Genomic DNA, 17,499 nt, shown 5'->3' with positions numbered 1-17,499 from the left:
GGCGCCGGCGGGGGCGCCGTTCGCCGACGCCCCCGCAAGCTTGTCACGAGGCTCAGCTGATCGAATTGATCGACTCGACGACCTTGGACCGGATCGGCGTCGGCAGCGGGGCCGCACCGACCCCGGTCAGCTGCTGCTGGAACTCCGGGGAGGCCATGTAGCCCAGGAACGACTTGACGTTCTTGGCGGTGGTCGGGTCGGCGTACTTGGAGCAGACGACCTCATAGGTCACCAGGATGATCGGGTAGGCACCCTGCGCCTTGGTCTTGTAGTCGATCTTCAGCGACAGGTCGTTGCCGGTGCCGACGATCGTGGCCGCTTCGACCGCCTTGCCCGCGGAGTCCGCAGTCAGCGCGACACCGTCCACGGTGGCCATGTCCAGCTTGTTCTGGATGGCGTAACCCCACTCGACATACCCGATGCCGCCGTCGGTGGCCTTCACGGCGCTGGCGACGCCGGCGGTCTTGGCCTTGCCCTGGCCGACCGATCCCTTCCACGACTTGTCGTGCTTGTGCGGCCAGTCCGCCGGGTCGACGGTGTTCAGGTAGTTGGTGAAGTTGTCGGTGGTGCCGGAGGAGTCGGAGCGGAAGAACACCGAGATCTTCGTGGCGGGCAGGGCCGCGCCCTTGTTGGCGGTCTTGATGGCCGGGTCGTTCCAGGTGGTGATCTTGCCGGCGAAGATCTTGGCGATCAGCTGCGGGGTGAGGTTCAGCTTGCCGACACCCTTGAGGTTGTAGGAGACGGCGATCGGGCCGGTCACCATCGGGATGTCCAGCGCAGTGGAGTTGCACGCCTTGGCGGCCTTGGCCGGCTCACCCTTGTCGGGGTTGAGTGCCGAGTCGGAGCCGGCGAAATCGACCTGCTTGGCGATGAACTTGGTGATGCCCGCCCCCGAGCCGGTGCCGTTGTAGGTGATCTTCGCGCCGTTGCACTTGCTCTGGTAGCTCGAAATCGCCTGGGTGATCGCGTTCTGCTGGGCGGTGGATCCTTCCGCGGAGAGGCTGCCGGAGAAGCAGGTGGTGTCGCTGGAGGCGACCGCGGCCGCGCCGCCGCCCGCCGCATTGGCCTGCGGGGAGCTCGAGCTGCTGGAGTCGGAGTTGGAGGCGCTGCCGCAGGCCGTGAGCGCGAGGGCTGCTGCGACTGCGAGGCCGGAAAACTGGCCGATGCGCGTGATCTTCAAGAGAACTGCCTTCCCACAAAGAAACTGATGGATCGGCCACGTCGGCCGGTCAACCGTGACGGTAGGGAAGCCGGGTGACCGGTTACCACCCCGGTGGTGAACGCCGGGTGAACGAGTCACGACGCGTTGATGAGGGTCCGGCGCAGCGCGGGCGAGCAGCAGGTCAGGCGGGCGTATGGCGCTCGACGCTGAGCACCCGGGCGTCGGCCCCGGAGCCGACCAGCTGGCACACCAGCGCCTCGCCCTTGGCCATGCCGTCGTCGGCCGCGACCGCGAGGATCTCGTGCACCTCGCTGTCCGGCGCGGTGGCGTCCCGCAGCCGGCCGAGCACCGTGGGCAGCACCGGCCGGTGCGTGCACAGCGCCGAGGGTTCGGCGCGTTCCAGCAACCGCTCGATGTTGCGGGCGGCCCGGGTCGGGTCCTTGGCGAAGATCTCCTCGGACAATCCGGGTTTGGTGCGCAGCCGGATGCCTGCCGCGGCGGCATACGGCTGGACGGTGGTGAAGCATCGTGCGGAGGGCGAGGTGATCACCCGCTCGATCCCGTATGCCGCCAGCACCGGCACCAGGGATTGGGCCTGTTCGCGGCCGCCGCGGTCCAGCGGCCGCAACGGGTCCTCCCTGTCCCACTGCTTGCGGGCCACGGAGTCGGCGTGCCGGACCACGACCAGCGGCCAGGTCTGTAAGGTGCCGGCACGGTCGGCCTCGACCACGGCCTGCAGCTGCATCGCATCGCGCACGTAGCTGAAGCGGGTCTGGGCCTGTGCCGGCGTCAGCCAGGCGACCTCGTCGATCTCGTTCTCCAGGTCGCCGCTGCCGCTGATCACCTCGGCGGCCCAGTAGCGGATCTCCTTGAGCTTCCCGCGCTGCATCGAGTAGACGGACCGGGGGAGCGGTATGCCGAGCCGCGGTCGAAAGCCGGTCTCCTCCAACACTTCTCGCGCAGCGGCAGCAGCCCAGGTCTCGCCGGGGTCCAGCTTGCCCTTGGCCCAGGACCAGTCGTCGTACTTCGGCCGGTGCACGAGGGCGACCTGCAGTTGGTCGCCGTCGCGGCGCCACAGGACCGCGCCCGCCGCGGGGACGGTGCCGGTTCGCAGCGCGGCGGTGCGCGCCGTCACCGGCGGCGGGCCTTGCGCTTGCGCTTGGCGTAGGTGGCCACCAGGTCGGACTGCAGGTCCCGCAACGGGGTGCCGTCGGGCGCGAGGTTGTGCCGCTCCCAGCGGGCATCCCCGTGCAGGTGCCAGGACGAGGTCTCGTCCGACATCCCCTCGTCGAGCAATGCGGCCAGCGTCGCGATGTGCTTGGGATCGGTGATGCGCACCAGCGCCTCGACCCGGCGATCGAGGTTGCGGTGCATCATGTCGGCGCTGCCGATGTAGACGATGTCCTCCTCCGGCCCGTCGGCCCCTTCGATGACGAAGCGGAACACGCGCGAGTGCTCCAGGAAGCGGCCGAGGATGGAGCGGACGCGGATGTTCTCGGACAGGCCCGGGACACCCGGTCGCAGCGAGCAGATGCCGCGGACCCAGATGTCCACGTCGGCGCCGGCCATCGAGGCGCGGTAGCAGGCATCGATGATCTCCTCGTCGACCAGCGAGTTGACCTTGAGCTGGACCCGCGCGGTCCTGCCCTCGCGGGCGGCGTCGGTGACCCGGTGAATCTTCTCCAGCAACCCGGAGCGCACGGATCGGGGCGCGACGAGCAGTCGCTTGAACTTGCTGCGCGGCGCCATACCCGACAGCTGGTTGAACAGCCGGGAGAGATCCTCGCCCACCTCGCGGTCGCAGGTCAGCAGACCCAGATCTTCATAGAGGCGAGCGGTTTTGGGGTTGTAGTTGCCGGTGCCGACGTGCGCGTAGCGCTTCATCTCACCGTTTTCCTCGCGGACCACCAGGCACAGTTTGGCGTGGGTCTTGAGGCCGACCATGCCGTAGACGACGTGCACCCCGGCGCGCTCGAGCTTGCGCGCCCAGGTGATGTTGTTCTCCTCGTCGAAGCGGGCCTTGATCTCGACCACGGCGAGCACCTGCTTGCCGGACTCGGCGGCGTCGATCAACGAGTCGATGATGGGGGAGTCACCGCTGGTGCGGTAGAGGGTCTGCTTGATCGCCAGCACGTGAGGGTCGTTCGCGGCCTGCTCGATGAACGCCACCACGGACGTGGAGAACGAGTCGTAGGGGTGGTGCAGGAGTATGTCGCCCGCGCGCACCGCCGCCATGACGTCGGACTGGGCGGAGCGTTCGACGGGGGCCAGGTCGGGGTGCGGCTTGGCCAGGAACGGCGGCCAGCGCAACTCCGAACGGTCAAGGTCCGCAATGATGTTCAGCCCGCGCAGGTCGAGCGGCTCGGGCAGCCGGTAGACCTCGTCGTCACGCACGTTCAGCTCACGAACCAGCAGGTCCATGACGTGGTCGTCCATGTCGTCGGCGACCTCGAGCCGCACCGGCGGCCCGAAGCGGCGCCGGGTCAGCTCCTTCTCCAGTGCGGTCAGGAGGTTCTCGGCGTCGTCCTCCTCGACCTCGAGGTCCTCGTTGCGGGTGACCCGGAAGGTGAAGTGCTCGCGGACCTCCATGCCGGGGAAGAGGTATTGCAGGTGTTCGGCCATGACGTCCTCGATCGCCACGAACCGGGCGTCATACAGCTCGTCCTCGTCCTCGGCGGCCGGCAGGGCCATCAGCCGCGGCAGCAACGGCGGCACCTTGACGCGGGCGAAGTGCTCGCGGCCGGTCTTGGGGTTGATGAGCACGACGGCCAGGTTGAGCGACAACCCGGAGATGTAGGGGAATGGGTGGGCCGGGTCGACGGCCAGCGGGGTCAGCACCGGGTAGATGCGGTTGCGGAACAGCTTGTTGAGGTGGGCCCTGTCGTCCTCGGTCCACTCGCCCGGGCGGACGATCCGGATGCCGACGTCGCCCAGTGCGGGGCGGATGTGCTGCTGGAACATCTTGGCGTGCACCTGCATCAGCTCGTGCGCGGCCTTGCTGATCTCGTCGAGCACTTCGCGCGGCTCCAGGCCGGAGGCGGAGCGCACGGCGAGACCGGTGGCGATGCGGCGTTTGAGGCCGGCGACGCGCACCATGAAGAATTCGTCCAGGTTGCTGGCGAAGATCGCCAGGAAGCGGGTGCGTTCCAGCAGCGGCACCAGCGGGTCGGCGGCCAGTTGGAGCACGCGCTCGTTGAACTGCAGCCAGGAGATCTCACGGTCCAGGAAACGATCGGCCGGCAGCTCCTCGTCGACAGTAGCGTCCAGCTCGGGCGCCACCCGGATGAAGCGGCCGTTCTCGCCGCGCGAGCGCTGTGCCGCGCGAGTCTGCAGGCGCACCAACGACGCATCGCTGGCCGTCGTCTGCGTCACCGGGTCCTCTGCTGCGCTGGTCGTCGGCTCCGAATTCATGCGCTTATCTTCCCACGCAACGCAGGTCGAGTGCCGGGGGAGCGCAGCACGCGGGTCGAGTGCCGGGGGAGCGCAGCACGCTGGTCGAGTGCCGCGAGGGACGAGCGGTGTATCGAGACCAAGCCCCGCTGGTCGGGTGCCGGGAAGCACATGCTGGTCGAGTGCCGCGAGGAACGAGCGGTGTATCGAGACCAAGCCCCGCGGCTCAAGCCTCGCGTCAGCGCGTCACGGCATACATGACATCCACGCCGGTCCGCTCGAAGCCCAACCGCATGTATGTCGCCACTGCCGCGGCGTTGTCCCCTTCGACATACAGGTCGATGTGCCGGACGCCGCGATCCTGCAGATGCGCGAGCCCGAGGGCGGTGACGACCCGGCCGAGCCCATGCCCCTGATGCCCGGGATCGACCGCGACGACATACACCTCGCCGTTCTGCGGGGCGTCTGGCTCGATCTTCGTCCAGTGTGAGGCTGCAAGCTCACCGGTCGCGTCGTCGAAGACGAGAATCAGTCCGGCCGGATCCCACCAGGGCTCGGCCATGCGCTCGTCGAGGTCCTGTCGTGTCATGCGGCCCTGCTCGGGGTGGTAATCGAACGCCCGCCGGTTGAGGTCGAGCCACGCCTCCTCGTCACCCGTCCGGAAGGTCCGCGCGGTGAACCCCCTTGGCACGGCGGGTGATTCGATGGATGGTGAGCCATCGGTTGCTCGACCCATCTGCCACAGGTTGCGCACGACCGTCATGCGCGCCGACGCTGCGAGGGCCTGCGCGGCCGGCAGGTCGCCGTGGGCCCAGAAGCGCGCATGTTGACGCTCGGCGAGCACGTCGCGCACGACGCGGCCACCCAGTCCGGCGCGGCGATGGTTCGGATCGACGACCAGCTCCACGGCGCCGTCGTCGGCGACATACGCACCGGCGGTCACGACTCCGTCGGTGCGCACCACGTGCTGCGGCTCCGTATGCCGCAACGCCAGCCGCGTCTGCTCGGAGAAGGGCTCGACCGCGTCGTATGATGTGGCGCGATCCGCGATGGCCAGGAGTTCCGCTGCAGCAGTCACCCCGTTATCGTGCCGCATCGCTCAAGTGCGTCGGTTCGAAGCAGGGCAAACCAGGACGAAGCTGCGTTGGATCACTGCGACCGGAGATAGACAACTGTGTTCGCGGTGCCTTTACCCACTCGCCAACCCGCTTTGCCGAGGGCCTCGGCGATGGGAGTGCCTTTGAGCACGACCGCGCATTGGATCCGGTAGCGCGCGAAGGTGCTTTCGAACCGGCCGCTCAGATCGATGGACCGAGCCGTGTCCAGCAGCGTGGGTGGGAACGGATCCTGACGGCTGTCCACGAACGTCTTGACATCGGGCGTGAACCACTCGACGTCGCCGCCTGTCCCGTAGCTGGTGTAGACGCGCCCGGGGCATCGGGTCAGCTGGGCCATATCGGCAGGGTTCATCGGCTTCCATCCGAGTCGGCTGGCAGGTGCCGCCCAGGCGAGCACGATAAGGGAGGCAGAGGCGACCGTGACGATCGCGAGTGCTGTCCGCGGACGTGCGATGGTGCTGCTGGACCGATGTGTCCCGGCCGCGATCAGTTCGATGAGGGGCGACATCAGCGCCAACTCGACCAGGGCGATGTTGCGGACAGCGTCGAGTGCGAGGGGGAGCAACACGAGAGCCGAGACTGCGGGCACGACCACCGCCCAGGAGTCGAGCCGTCTCCAACGTCGGCACGCCACGACAATCGCGATGGCGACAACTATGAAGAAGCAGATCGAATCAAGCCTGAGCTGGTGGAAGGGCGAGACCCACTCCTGGACCTGATTCCGTTTCGAGCGTGCGTGGGAGTCGATGACATAGGTCCATAGCCCGATCCCCATGGGGTTGATCAGGGTGATCGCGCCCGCGCATGCGGTTGCCGTGATGACCCGCCGGGCCCGTCGCCGGCTCTCCGCAGTACGGATCGCCACCGCGTGGCAGAGGGAGACGAGGCTGGCAGCGACGAGAACGAAACCACCGCTCGCGACGCCGGCGTGCAGGTTCGCCCACAGCAGGAACAACGGGACCAGGAGGGCGTACCGCTCCCGCGCGACGAGCAGGAGCGTGAGCGAAAATAGGAACAGCGAGGTGATCTGCGGCCGCTGCGATGCGTCGCCGACCAGCAGCGGGATCGCGGTCATCACGACGACGAAGCGGCCGTATCCGCGGCGCTCGCTCAATCGCGCCGCGACGAACACTGCGGCCGTGAAGAGGATCGCATCAACGAGTGTCAGCAGCGGCATTCCGCCGGTGGCGTGGACGACGTACGCGAGGACCTCCCACAGCCACTCATGGTTCGGCCAGTACCGCCCCTCAGCCGTGTAGGTGTAATGGTCCTGGAACTGAACGTGGCCGGTGTGCCAGAAGTCGCGTCCTGCCCGCAGGAGCCAGAATGTGTCCTGCTGCGCCGGCGCCAAACAAGCCAAGGCGAAGATCACCAGATAGCCCAGGCGCAGCGCGAAGTCGTCGAATTGCCACGCGCCACGCGCTACTGCGCGACTGCGGCCAGGTCCTGCTCGGCTCGAACGGCGGTGTCGGATGTCTACGTCGCCACCGGCGGCGCGCTGCGTTGCAGGACGATGGACCGCGGGTTCGACCGGTTTCGGGGCGGGCACTGTCACGTGCCCCGCCCGCCTGCGGAGAGCTCCCGCAAGCGACGCGTGCTCCTCCACGGGACGATTCCGAGCGAGTGCCCTTCGACAGGCCGCTGCCCACGGGTCATCAACCTGATCGTCACCCCCAAGGGGATAAGAACCGCCCATTGCGCGGACAGAGCAGACAGTGGCCAGGGAGTAGATCGCAAGAACGACAAGAGTGGACCGAGCCAGACCGTGATGAAGCCAAGAGCCGCTGCCACCCGTACACCGGGGCTTCGCTCGTGCGCGACCGCGGCAGCGATGGCGGGCAACACTATGGTCAGGTCGTACACCATGGCGTGCGGCGCTGCGAGCACGGTGACGCACGCTCCGGTCGACAGCGCGATCCACTGCGTGGGACGGCAACGGATCAGCCACACGGACCAGAGCACGAACAGCAGGATGCCGGCAACCAACCCGACGTCGGCAACGGGCTTGGTGAGCGTGGCTGGGGCGAGCGCCGTGAAGAAGCCCTGCAACGATGCGGACTTGTGCGCCTGGCCGAGCGTGACGTAGTCATCGTAGGTCGGCGAAGTGATCGCATGTATCCACGAGACCCACATGTCAGGGCCGAGGACAGACAAAGACGGCAGCACGAGGCAAACGACCCCGGCGACGATTCCCACGATGACTCGCAGGCCCGCATAAACAAGCGCCAGCACTACCGCCGCCAGCATCAGCTGTGGTTTGGCAATGACGCCGACCGAGAGCACAGCGCCGGCCAGCAACTCGTGGCGTGCATGAAGTAGCCGCACAGCTGACACGCCCGCTAGCAGGACGAGCCAGGAGTCTTGTCCGCTGCCCACGAGTTCGAGCACGGGCTGCGTCGCGACTGCGATGAGCACGACACACCAATACGGTCCCCACCGCTTGTTCCAGTAGGGGCGCAGCAGCACGGCGATGAGGGTCAATCCGACGATGGAGATGGCGGTCCAGAGCAGCGCGGCGATCGGGTAGGAGAGCGCACCGAATGGAGCGAACGCCACGGCAATTGGCGGAGGGGAGACAAACCACGACAGGCTCGTCGCACCGTGTGAGCGCTGCACGACGGACTGCACGACAGGGTCGTAGAGGTCAGCCGTGCGCCCATCGACCACCATGACGCCGGCCGTCCAGCGTGCCCGGAAGTCGGGCAACAAACTACGCGGAGAGGTGACGACCTGGAGTGTCCAGAACAGGACGAACATCACGAGCACGACGCTGGGGTAGACCCGCAGTCTCGCTCGGGTCAGGAGATCGTCCGAACGGCTGATGAATCGAGCGCCCATCCTTCAGATTCCATTACGAGAGAACGTCTGGGCGATGCGGATGATGGCCGGACCCATGATCACAACAAGGAGTGAAGGAAAGATGCAGAACATCAATGGGAACAGGATTTTGACCGTGACCTTCTGAGCCTGGGCTTCGGCTCGCTGCCGGCGGGAGACACGCATGGCCGCTGTCTGCTCACGTAACACCGAGGCGATGGGAATGCCCAGCTGATCGGCCTGTGCGATGGCTGTCACGAAGCTCTTGACTTCCGCTTGGTTGACACGGACACCGAGCGCGCGAAATGCCTCGGCACGCGAGGTGCCGATCTGGATCTCTGCCGTCATTCGAGCCAACTCGCCGGCGATCGGGCCGTTTGCGTTTCGAGCCACTTCCAACAGTGCTGCATCGAAACCTTGTCCGGCTTCCACGCAGATGGTCAGCATGTCGAGCGCTTCGGCGAAGCCGCGCATGATCTTCTCTTGGCGTCGGAGTCCGGTGTTGTACAGCAACAGATCCGGTCCGTAGAAGAAGACGGCGGCCAACGCCACTGCGAGCACCAGCCCACTGAGGCTCAGGCCGTTCCCGAGTAGTAGACCAACCACGCCGCCGACAATGCCGCTGGCGCCTTTGGCGCCCATGACTCTTTCGACGCTCCACGGAGCGGGACGACCCGCGCGATCCAGGCTGCGTTCCAATCGGCTGACGGCCGAGGCGGGGCTGAGGCGCCGGGCAAACACAGAGGTCAGAGTGAAGATGCGGTCAGTGAGACTCGCCGACTGAGGAGAGATCTTCGAGTCGCTTGCCGGTGCGCCGCCGATGAGAGCCAGGGACCGAGCAACGGTCTGCGAGTCGTCGGACGAGCGGGTCACCAGCACCACGCCGATCACGATCGCAATGGCAATGAGTCCTGCGCCGGTGTAAACAGCGGTCATTTCATACCTCGATCTGCACGGTCTTGCGCATCCAGAAGACGCCGATGACCATCAACACGATGGTGCCGGTCAGCATCAACAGCCCGATGGTCGTCGTCCACAGCATCGCGACGTAAGAATTGGCAACCGCCATCATGTAGAAGAAGATCGACACGGGCATCGCGATCAGAATCCAGGCAGAAAGTCGTCCCTCGGCCGACAGCGCCGCCACTTGGCCACGGAGTGACTCTCGCTCGCGCAGTGTGTGAGCGGTCGTATCCAAGGTCTCCGCCAAGTTGCCACCCACCTGCCGTTGGATGCGGATCGCCATGACTGTCATATGGAGGCTCTGCGTGCCCATCCGCACAGCGACTTCGTCCAGCGCCTCGGCGAGGTCGGAGCCGATCCTTACCTGGGCAAGCGCTCTGGAAAGTTCCTTGCTCGCAGGTTCGGCGGCGTCTCGGGCGACAGCATCGAGTGCCTGCGGCAAGCCGAATCCACTGCGCAGACTAGTCGCGGTCAGCGTGAGGAGTTGTGGCAATTGCTTCTCGAAGGCCTTCGTACGCCGAGCCGCCTTGAACCGCAGGAAGCCTATGGGCGCGCCGAATCCGAGCAGACCACCGGCCACCAGACCCACCACGGGGTTGCCCAGCAGCGTCGCCCCGACACCTGCCCCGAGAACAACGGCGACCACCCGCAGCGCGAGCCATTCGCCCACTCGAATCGGCAGGTCAGCACGCTCCAGCAAACGAAGTGTGTCTGCGCTCGAACGCCGTTTGCTCATGATGCGCTCACCGAGTTCGGCGATTCTTTCCCGAAGCGCGGACGGAGTGCGGTCGTGAACAACCCTCTTCTTATGACGCGCCGCATCCACATAAGACTGGATCGTCTCGATACGCCGTTCCCGACGGGTGCGAATGGATGGAGCGATCACCGAGTAGACGAACAGGAATACTGCCAAGGACAGCAGACCGCCGCCGAACCACGGCAACCATGTGCGGCCTTCGGTGGCTGGTGCCATCGACGACTGTGGTGCCTGCTTGGCCGGCGCTGGGCTGACCGACGCCGTGACCGATTTCGCTGGCGCCGCAGAAGCAAAGCTGATCGGATGGGAGATGGTGAACGGCTCACCGGCCGCCTTCCCGGTGATCGTGAGCTGGTGATCGCCGGTAAGAGATGTGGGCGGAACGACCGCGAACTGGGCCTGCGAGTTGAGCGCCTTGGCCGATGCCTGGAATGCCCCGGCGACTCCGGCACCATCGGTCGCGAGGACGTCCGAGCCACCGCCCGAATCCGCGAACTGCGCGAGAGCCTGCTCGGCAACCTTGTCGCGGTTGTTGAAGCGCACGACGTCAACCCGGATACCCCGTGTCTTCAAAGCGGTCGTGTCGGTGGCGAGATCCTTGACCGGTTGTTTGCTCTCGGTGTCGGCCCCGTCGCTCAGCAGCACAATGCTGCGGTCTCCGGTGGTGCCCAGCACCTCGGTCGCCTGCCGCACTGCGGCGTAGAGCGCCGTATTTCCCCCTGCAGTCAGCCCATTGACGGCCTTCTGAACTGCCCCCCGGTTGGTCGTGGGCTTCAGAACGAGTGCTGTGGAGGAAGCGAAGCGCAGCACACCGACCTTCACGTCGGATGGCACGTCCTTGAGGTAGACGGCGGTCGCCTGACGGACCGTCTGCATGCCCTTGTTGCCCATGGAACCGCTCGTGTCGATCACGAGGAGTGCAATGCGCTGCAGGTGACTCGTTCCCTGCACGGTGATGGGCACTGACTTGCCGTCAACAGTGGCAGTCACCGACTGCGGGTCGATCGGCACGACCTGCTTCGCCCGAAAGGTGAGCACGCCTTGGTAGCCGTCGTTCGTAGCTTTCAAGTCCCCGATGGTTACGGCCGGGCTGCTGTCAGCACGCGAGGATGGTGCCCATCCGACGGAAAGGACCGTGACGAGGGCTCCCAAGAACACGGCCCTGCTCATAGCCTTCACAGTGGCACCTGCGTGAACAGCTGGATCGGCACTTCGACGCCGTGGTCGGAGAGTTCTTGGACCAGCTTCGGTCGTATGCCGGTGGGCACGATCTGGCCGCGGAAACGCCCTTGCTCGTCACGGCCGGCGGCGTAGTCGAAGGTGAAGAGATCCTGGAGTGTGATGATCCCCGATTCCATGCCGACAACCTCGGTGATGGCGACGATGCGGCGACTGCCGTCCTTCAATCGGGTCTGTTGCACGATGAGATCAACGGCGCTGGAAACCTGCTCGCGGATTGCACGGACGGGTAGGTCCACGCCCGCCATCAGCACCATGGTTTCCAACCGGGAGAGAGAGTCGCGCGGGCTGTTGGCGTGCACCGTCGTCAAGGATCCGTCGTGACCGGTGTTCATCGCCTGCAGCATGTCGAGGGCCGCACCGTCGCGTACCTCTCCGACGATGATTCGGTCGGGCCGCATGCGCAATGAGTTGCGGACCAGTTCGCGGATGGCGATCTGCCCTCGACCTTCGATGTTGGGCGGCCGGGCTTCCATCCGCAGCACGTGGTCCTGATGGAGCTGCAGCTCGGCGGCATCCTCGATGGTCACGATGCGCTCGTCCTCAGGGACAAATCCGCTGAGCACATTGAGCGTCGTGGTCTTCCCGGAGCCGGTTCCCCCGGAAATCACGATGTTGCGTCGACCCAGCACGCACATGCGCAGGAAGTCCCTGACTGCTTCATTCATGGTGCCGAAGGCGATGAGGTCCTTGTCGGTGAAGGGATCTGCTGCGAATTTACGAATGGTGAGTAGCGAACCGTCCAAGGCAATCGGTGGGACCACTGCGTTGACACGCGAGCCGTCCGGAAGTCGCGCATCGACCATCGGGCTGGACTCGTCGACCCGCCGGCCGACCCGCGAGACGATCTTGTCGATCGTGCGACGCAGATGCGCGTCGTCGGTGAACTGGGCCTCGACGGGGTAAAGCCTGCCGCCGCGCTCCACGAAAATGTCCGACGGGCCGTTCACCATGATCTCGGTGATGTCGGCGTCGCGCAGGTACGGCTCGAGCGGGCCGTGCCCGAGGATGTCGTCGGAGATCTCCTGGGCGATCCGGGTCCGATCGGCATGTGACAACGGGGTCTGCTCGGCGTCGATGACACTTTGGAGCGTCGTCCGGACCTGCACCGCGAGCTCGGCCTCGGGCAGGTTCGGGTCGTACAGCCGCGGTCCGAGGAGTTCCAGGAGTGCCTGATGCACGCGGTCCTTGACAGGAGCGAAGGCGTCGCGGCTACGTCGATGCCGCGCTCCGGGGGCGGGGGGCGGCGCTGGGGTCGAAGGGATACCGTTCTGTGCCTGGCGGGCAAGGTCGATACGAGCTGCGAGATTGGTCATTTCGTCCTCCTCAGCCGATGGACCCGCCGACTCCCGGCGCGAGTCGGCTCCTCACCGAAGTGGGGACGGACTGTGTGGTCCACGAATTCGCGCAACGCCGCGGCGAAGTGATCCTTCGGGTCGTCCACCGCGAGCACGACTCCTCGATTGGACGCAGCCGGCACACTCATGGTGTTGGGCAGACCGACACTGACGGGATAACCGACGGTCGCCTCCACATCCTTCGCCGACAGCCCGACCTTCAGATCCGCACGGTTGAGCACCAGCAAACGGTTCTGCTGGGATGCGCCGAGTGTGTCGAGGGTGTTGATCGCGAGCCGTAGGTTCTTCACCGCCGGAATGTCGAGGGTGGACACCAGCACGAGCAGGTCGCTCAGGTCGAAGGCGCCCAGCACGTGCTCGGGCATCGACGGTGGCATGTCCAGGACCACATAGTCATAACGGGTGCGCGCCAGCCGAATGAGCTCGGTCACCAAGTCGGCCGGGATGCGGTCGGCGTCGGCCGGATCGTGTGGCGCGACAAGCACATCCACATTGGTGGCCTCATGGGTCTCGACGACGGATGCCAGACCCTGCGCGTCCAAGTGACCCGTCATGGGCACGAGATCCATGATCGAGGTTGTCGGCGGCAGTTGCAGGCAGATCCCGACGTCACCGAACATGAGGTCCAAATCGACCAGCAGGACCTTGGCGCCCGTCACCGCAAGGTAAGCCGCCGTGTTGACCGAAAGGGTTGTCTTGCCGACCCCACCCTTGGCGGAGAACACCGTGACGACATGGCCTGCCGTGCCCTGATCACCGACGGCAGCGCCCAGTTGAGCGCTCAGCGATTCACTGCGTCGGACCGCCTCGACCAAAGCCCCCTGATCGTCGGCCTGCACCACGTCACGAACGCCACTGCGCAACGCCTGGGCAAGCACGGCCACCTCGAGCCGGTGCCGAAGCAGCACTACGCCGGCCCCGGGGCTTTCGACCCGTAGTTGCTCGGCCAGTTCATATGCGCTTTCGGCCGGGACCTCTGGTCCGATCACCACCAGGTGGTGACCGTTTGCGGTGATCTCCCGGGGCACGGCTGCCGCGTGTGCGACCACAGTGACGTCGTCGCCGAGCGCCATCGCGTAGGTTTCCAGCGCCCCTCGTGCAGGGTTCCAAAGAACGGTCATTTCGCACCGCCCATCACGGATTTGCCACCGAAGACGTTGCCGTCATCGGCCTCGCCACTCGGACTGACCTTGGTGCCCGAACCGAGCAGGCCGGCGTAGAGGACGTAGTCGTTGGCGGCGTGTACCAGGCGCACCGAGTCGGACGGGTCCACCGCGACAGTGACCAGATAGGAGGCGTCGGTGCTGGCCGTGCTGGCCGTGCTGGTTGTGCCGTTGCTGTCTTTGCCGTCGGCGGATGACTGCTCGGGGCTCGGCTTCTGGAGTGGTTTGCTGCCGAAGGCGATCACTTCGACATCCGCGAGCACGACATGAGTGCCCTTGAAATCAAGTTGATTGAACGCCTTGGCCTGCTCGCTGACACCCAGTTCTTTGAGACCGTGGGTCGCGTAGATTGCGATGTGCGATCCCGGAGTGATGAACTCGCCGACGCGTTGTGGGTCGGTGAGTTGCACCGAGATCGCAACCTTTCCGCTAGGAACACCAATCGCCTTCTGGCTTACCGGGCTGGTGCCGAAACGGGCGCTCATCACGAACTCACCGGGTTGGATGTCGGTGGTCGCGACCAGCGACTGGTTGCTCGCATCGACGGCACTCAGCACGCCAGCCGGCCGGCCGCTCGGCGCCACTTTCGTCATCGTGATCAGGCCTTGACTCTGTGCCTGCTCCAGCGAGGTACCGGCCGGGACGAGCTTCTTGACGACGAAAGCGGTGACCGGATGCTGTGACTCGACAGCCCGAGCGTCCGCGCCATGGACGTAGCTGAAGACGAGCCCGAAGCCGACAACGGCCAAGATGAGCGCGAGGGCGACTGCGGTGATCCTGCGTTTCATGGGTACGCGCTTTCTGTGTCAGCCGGCCGACACGACGACGTGGTTTCCCAAGTCGTTGCCGGAGGGATCGATGGTGGCGTTGGCGACGGGTTGGAGAGAGGTGGTGAACCAGCCCCAGAAGTACGTGGTCGACCCGTTGCACTTGCCGGTGCATACGGAGTTGGGTTCTTTGTAGACCGAGGTGGTCTTGCTGGGGTTTATCGCAGGGATGTTGTCCCAGCCGGCGAGGTAGAACGATGCGATCCCAGCGATGTGGTACTGGCCGTTGGAGCCGGTTCCGGTAAAGTTGTCGAATACCGGGATCGAGACGACCTTGCCGAGGTAGTTCTGCAGGATGTCCGGGCAGCCGTTCTTCGGCACAGAGGCTCCGGTGTCACTGGAGATCCAGCCACCGGACGAAATGGTGACAACACAGTTGGAGCCTGGGGTGAGGAATGCGAAACCACCGTTCGGCAGGCCACCAGTTGAAGAGTCGGAGCATCGGTTGACATCGTCGGCATGCGAGTAGATGCCGATGGCATATGCCTGGACGTTGATCGGCACCGCCGGTGTTGGATTTTTGAGACTTGGTCCCGGGGTATACGGCGGCGCGGGTGCATATTTCGTTCCCGACGCCGTCGCGCGATTCCAGTCGCACATTCCCATGGTGAGGGGGAAGGTCAGTCCCGTGCTGCCCGCCGGGCCCCACGCTGCACGAGAACACGTCACCTGAGTGGATCCGGCGGAACCGCCCAGAAGCTGCCCGAAGTAGAAGGGAAGAATCTTGCTCTCGTTCTTCATCTTGGTCTGAGTGGTGACCTCGACATATGAGACCTTGCTCGACGGGATGCTCAGTGGCCACGGCTGGCAACTGCTCAGCGACTTCGGATCTGCGGTCGACGGGTCGATCGGGCAAGGAAGGAGCGTCGTCGTGGCGGTGTAGGTAGCGCCGCCGATGCAGGTTCGGTTGTCGGCAAGGATGCTCATCGACTGGTCGCTGACGTTGGCGTTCTTGACCGCCAGGTCAGTCAGCGACGAGGTGACCCCACACTGCGAGCCGCTCGCGGATGGCTGCGCGCAGGCGGCAGCAAGGGCGAGCGACGCCGCGTCCGAGCCGTTCTGCAACTGGGCGCGGTTGTAAGTGATGTTGCCGATGTCCACGGTGAGGGCGAGCAGGCCGATGGCGACGAACATCGTCAGGCACGCGGTCAGGACGAGGACCGCGCCGCGCTCGCCATCGGACCGACGACCAGCCAGGAAGAGTCTCAACCGCCGCATTGCATGGTTGCCTTTCCGGTCAGGGTGGGATCCGCAATCGATCCGCCGAAAAGGGCCATGGCCGGCTTGAGCAGGGTCCACTGGAAGGGGACGCTCACCGTCACACTGGCTGTTCCTGTCGTGGCACCGGGCGCGCAGACCTGAGTTGGGCCGACGGTGGCGCTGGAGACTTTGCCCGACAGAGCCGCGGTAGCCCGAGTCGTCGGCGAGTTGCCGTACATCGCGGCACGAGTGCCCTCCCGGGCGGCGTTGGTGAGCATGACTTCGGTGTAGAAGAGCCGGCCGAAGTCGACCATGCCGCCGATCAGGAGCAGCAGGAGCGGCAGCACAATTGCGAACTCGACGATAGAGGCACCGCGTTCGGGATTTCTGGAGCATCTATTCCGGTTCATTGCAGCCTCCCCTCGTACATTGCGCAGCCGAGGATTGCGGTCGAATCAAGATGGGGTGAGTCGGGTGATTCGGCTGTGCTGTTGGAACGACAACCGGGGGCCTGCGGTGATAATTTAGATGGCGCCGGCGAAACGAGTGAAGGCGGCCTCGACGGTGGTGCCAAGTGACTTCACTCCGACAATTGCGATCATTGCAATGAATGCGAGCAGCATTCCGTATTCGACCATGGTGGCGCCCCGTTCGCGGTCATCGCGTCGGGCGATGGTGGAAAGGTATGCCTGAAATCGAATCAGTGGACGGCTCATGTGTCCTCCTTGGAAGTGCGACGATCCGCGGCTCCAGGGCCGAAGCTGGTTTGGCCCTGGAGCCGGCGGGTCAGAAGGTGATGCCGCTGAAGAGGGTGTTGATGTTGGTGCCGAGGATCTTCACACCCACCAGTGCGATGATGGCGATGAAGGCGACCAGCAGGCCGTACTCCACCATGGTGGCGCCGCGGTCCTTCTTGCCCTCGACGGCGGCGAGGAGGCGGGACTGGAGGGTGACGAGTGCTTTGGACATGGGGTATCTCCTTCCGGGTGGGCATTCTTCGATGCCCCCGGGGCATGGGTGATGAAGGAAAGGTGAATCTGAGAGACGAAGAGTCCGCCTGTGACGGGCCCCATTGGGAACTTGATCCGGTCAGGAGTGATGCATGACGACGTGAGCTAGTTGCGTATCCCTGGAACTGAACTGTGATCGGTGGATCAAGTGCTCTGAAGGTAGACCCTCCGGTAAAGGCTCGTCTAGTAGTTCGCAAATTTTTCTTCAAGACTTGGTAAAGAAGCAGAGTGTTGCAAGATGCCCCTGTGGTTCGCTCCGCTATCGACCACCGGGCTTGCGGCCCGTCTCCAGCTCGGCCGGCGCATGTCCTGGTCAGTGGGTCTGCCTGTTCGCCACGTTGCGCGGCCCGCGTCGGACGGCATCATGCGCAAGCATCGTGCGTCGTCATACGACGAGATATGGGCACCGCGCTGTCGAATTGCGTTGCAGCTGGCGGGAACTCAGCGTGCGGTCACCGGCCGAGCGTCACGAGTGAGGGGCATCGACAGCGAATC

The 17,499-nt window shown here is 65.3% G+C and carries 15 protein-coding genes; all 15 read right to left on the bottom strand.

Annotated features, from left to right (window positions below):
- Window positions 1-52: 52 nt before the first annotated feature.
- A complete protein-coding gene (gene pstS, locus ACYVBN_RS07440) occupies window positions 53-1,180 on the bottom strand; it encodes a phosphate ABC transporter substrate-binding protein PstS (protein ID WP_460599960.1) in 1,128 nt (375 codons plus the stop codon).
- A 163-nt stretch (window positions 1,181-1,343) separates the two neighbouring features.
- Window positions 1,344-2,297, bottom strand: coding sequence for an NUDIX hydrolase (locus ACYVBN_RS07435; protein ID WP_460599959.1), 954 nt, complete (start codon window positions 2,295-2,297; stop codon window positions 1,344-1,346).
- Window positions 2,294-4,573 carry an RNA degradosome polyphosphate kinase gene (locus ACYVBN_RS07430; RefSeq protein WP_460599958.1) on the bottom strand — a complete coding sequence of 760 codons (2,280 nt, stop codon included), beginning with the start codon at window positions 4,571-4,573 and terminating at the stop codon, window positions 2,294-2,296. Before ACYVBN_RS07430 ends, ACYVBN_RS07435 begins: the two co-directional genes overlap by 4 nt.
- A 217-nt stretch (window positions 4,574-4,790) precedes the next feature.
- Window positions 4,791-5,630 carry a mycothiol synthase gene (gene mshD, locus ACYVBN_RS07425; RefSeq protein ID WP_460599957.1) on the bottom strand — a complete coding sequence of 280 codons (840 nt, stop codon included), beginning with the start codon at window positions 5,628-5,630 and terminating at the stop codon, window positions 4,791-4,793.
- 71 nt (window positions 5,631-5,701) lie between these two features.
- Entirely contained in the window at window positions 5,702-7,225 is a 1,524-nt protein-coding gene (locus tag ACYVBN_RS07420) for a hypothetical protein (RefSeq protein ID WP_460599956.1), read from the bottom strand.
- Window positions 7,222-8,508, bottom strand: coding sequence for a glycosyltransferase family 87 protein (locus tag ACYVBN_RS07415; RefSeq protein WP_460599955.1), 1,287 nt, complete (start codon window positions 8,506-8,508; stop codon window positions 7,222-7,224). The genes ACYVBN_RS07420 and ACYVBN_RS07415 overlap by 4 nt, the downstream gene beginning before the upstream one ends.
- A gap of 3 nt (window positions 8,509-8,511) precedes the next feature.
- Window positions 8,512-9,423 (bottom strand): type II secretion system F family protein, encoded by a 912-nt coding sequence (locus tag ACYVBN_RS07410; protein ID WP_460599954.1) that lies wholly within the window; start codon window positions 9,421-9,423, stop codon window positions 8,512-8,514.
- Window position 9,424: 1 nt separating this feature from the next.
- The gene (locus ACYVBN_RS07405) at window positions 9,425-11,275 is read right to left on the bottom strand and encodes a type II secretion system F family protein (protein ID WP_460599953.1); all 1,851 of its coding nucleotides are present in this window, start codon (window positions 11,273-11,275) and stop codon (window positions 9,425-9,427) included.
- Between the two features lie 107 nt (window positions 11,276-11,382).
- On the bottom strand, window positions 11,383-12,762 hold the full coding sequence (locus tag ACYVBN_RS07400) for a CpaF family protein (RefSeq protein ID WP_460599952.1): 1,380 nt from the start codon (window positions 12,760-12,762) through the stop codon (window positions 11,383-11,385).
- Complete coding sequence (locus tag ACYVBN_RS07395) at window positions 12,759-13,925, bottom strand: AAA family ATPase (RefSeq protein ID WP_460599951.1); 1,167 nt, start codon at window positions 13,923-13,925, stop codon at window positions 12,759-12,761. Before ACYVBN_RS07395 ends, ACYVBN_RS07400 begins: the two co-directional genes overlap by 4 nt.
- On the bottom strand, window positions 13,922-14,560 hold the full coding sequence (locus ACYVBN_RS07390; RefSeq protein ID WP_460599950.1) for an RcpC/CpaB family pilus assembly protein: 639 nt from the start codon (window positions 14,558-14,560) through the stop codon (window positions 13,922-13,924). The genes ACYVBN_RS07395 and ACYVBN_RS07390 overlap by 4 nt, the downstream gene beginning before the upstream one ends.
- 213 nt (window positions 14,561-14,773) lie before the next feature.
- Entirely contained in the window at window positions 14,774-16,003 is a 1,230-nt protein-coding gene (locus ACYVBN_RS07385) for a TadE/TadG family type IV pilus assembly protein (protein WP_460599949.1), read from the bottom strand.
- Window positions 16,000-16,404 carry a TadE/TadG family type IV pilus assembly protein gene (locus ACYVBN_RS07380; protein WP_460599948.1) on the bottom strand — a complete coding sequence of 135 codons (405 nt, stop codon included), beginning with the start codon at window positions 16,402-16,404 and terminating at the stop codon, window positions 16,000-16,002. Before ACYVBN_RS07380 ends, ACYVBN_RS07385 begins: the two co-directional genes overlap by 4 nt.
- Before the next feature lie 114 nt (window positions 16,405-16,518).
- Window positions 16,519-16,710: a Flp family type IVb pilin gene (locus tag ACYVBN_RS07375; protein WP_460599947.1), complete on the bottom strand. Its 192-nt coding sequence runs from the start codon at window positions 16,708-16,710 to the stop codon at window positions 16,519-16,521.
- Window positions 16,711-16,780: 70 nt separating this feature from the next.
- Window positions 16,781-16,963 carry a Flp family type IVb pilin gene (locus ACYVBN_RS07370; protein WP_460599946.1) on the bottom strand — a complete coding sequence of 61 codons (183 nt, stop codon included), beginning with the start codon at window positions 16,961-16,963 and terminating at the stop codon, window positions 16,781-16,783.
- Between the last annotated feature and the right edge of the window lie 536 nt (window positions 16,964-17,499).

Source organism: Flexivirga lutea (assembly GCF_054778955.1).
The sequence above is the reverse complement of the archived record's forward strand: the minus strand, read 5'-3'. Positions and strand labels throughout refer to the sequence as shown.

Excerpts from the sequence above, each read along its gene's own strand:
- ACYVBN_RS07430 (WP_460599958.1), bottom strand. The coding sequence starts at position 4,573 with ATGAATTCGGAGCCGACGACCAGCGCAGCAGAGGACCCGGTGACGCAG.
- ACYVBN_RS07415 (WP_460599955.1), bottom strand. The coding sequence starts at position 8,508 with ATGGGCGCTCGATTCATCAGCCGTTCGGACGATCTCCTGACCCGAGCG.
- ACYVBN_RS07410 (WP_460599954.1), bottom strand. The coding sequence starts at position 9,423 with ATGACCGCTGTTTACACCGGCGCAGGACTCATTGCCATTGCGATCGTG.
- ACYVBN_RS07400 (WP_460599952.1), bottom strand. The coding sequence starts at position 12,762 with ATGACCAATCTCGCAGCTCGTATCGACCTTGCCCGCCAGGCACAGAAC.
- ACYVBN_RS07395 (WP_460599951.1), bottom strand. The coding sequence starts at position 13,925 with ATGACCGTTCTTTGGAACCCTGCACGAGGGGCGCTGGAAACCTACGCG.
- ACYVBN_RS07390 (WP_460599950.1), bottom strand. The coding sequence starts at position 14,560 with ATGACGAAAGTGGCGCCGAGCGGCCGGCCGGCTGGCGTGCTGAGTGCC.
- ACYVBN_RS07380 (WP_460599948.1), bottom strand. The coding sequence starts at position 16,404 with ATGAACCGGAATAGATGCTCCAGAAATCCCGAACGCGGTGCCTCTATC.
- ACYVBN_RS07375 (WP_460599947.1), bottom strand. The coding sequence starts at position 16,710 with ATGAGCCGTCCACTGATTCGATTTCAGGCATACCTTTCCACCATCGCC.
- ACYVBN_RS07370 (WP_460599946.1), bottom strand. The coding sequence starts at position 16,963 with ATGTCCAAAGCACTCGTCACCCTCCAGTCCCGCCTCCTCGCCGCCGTC.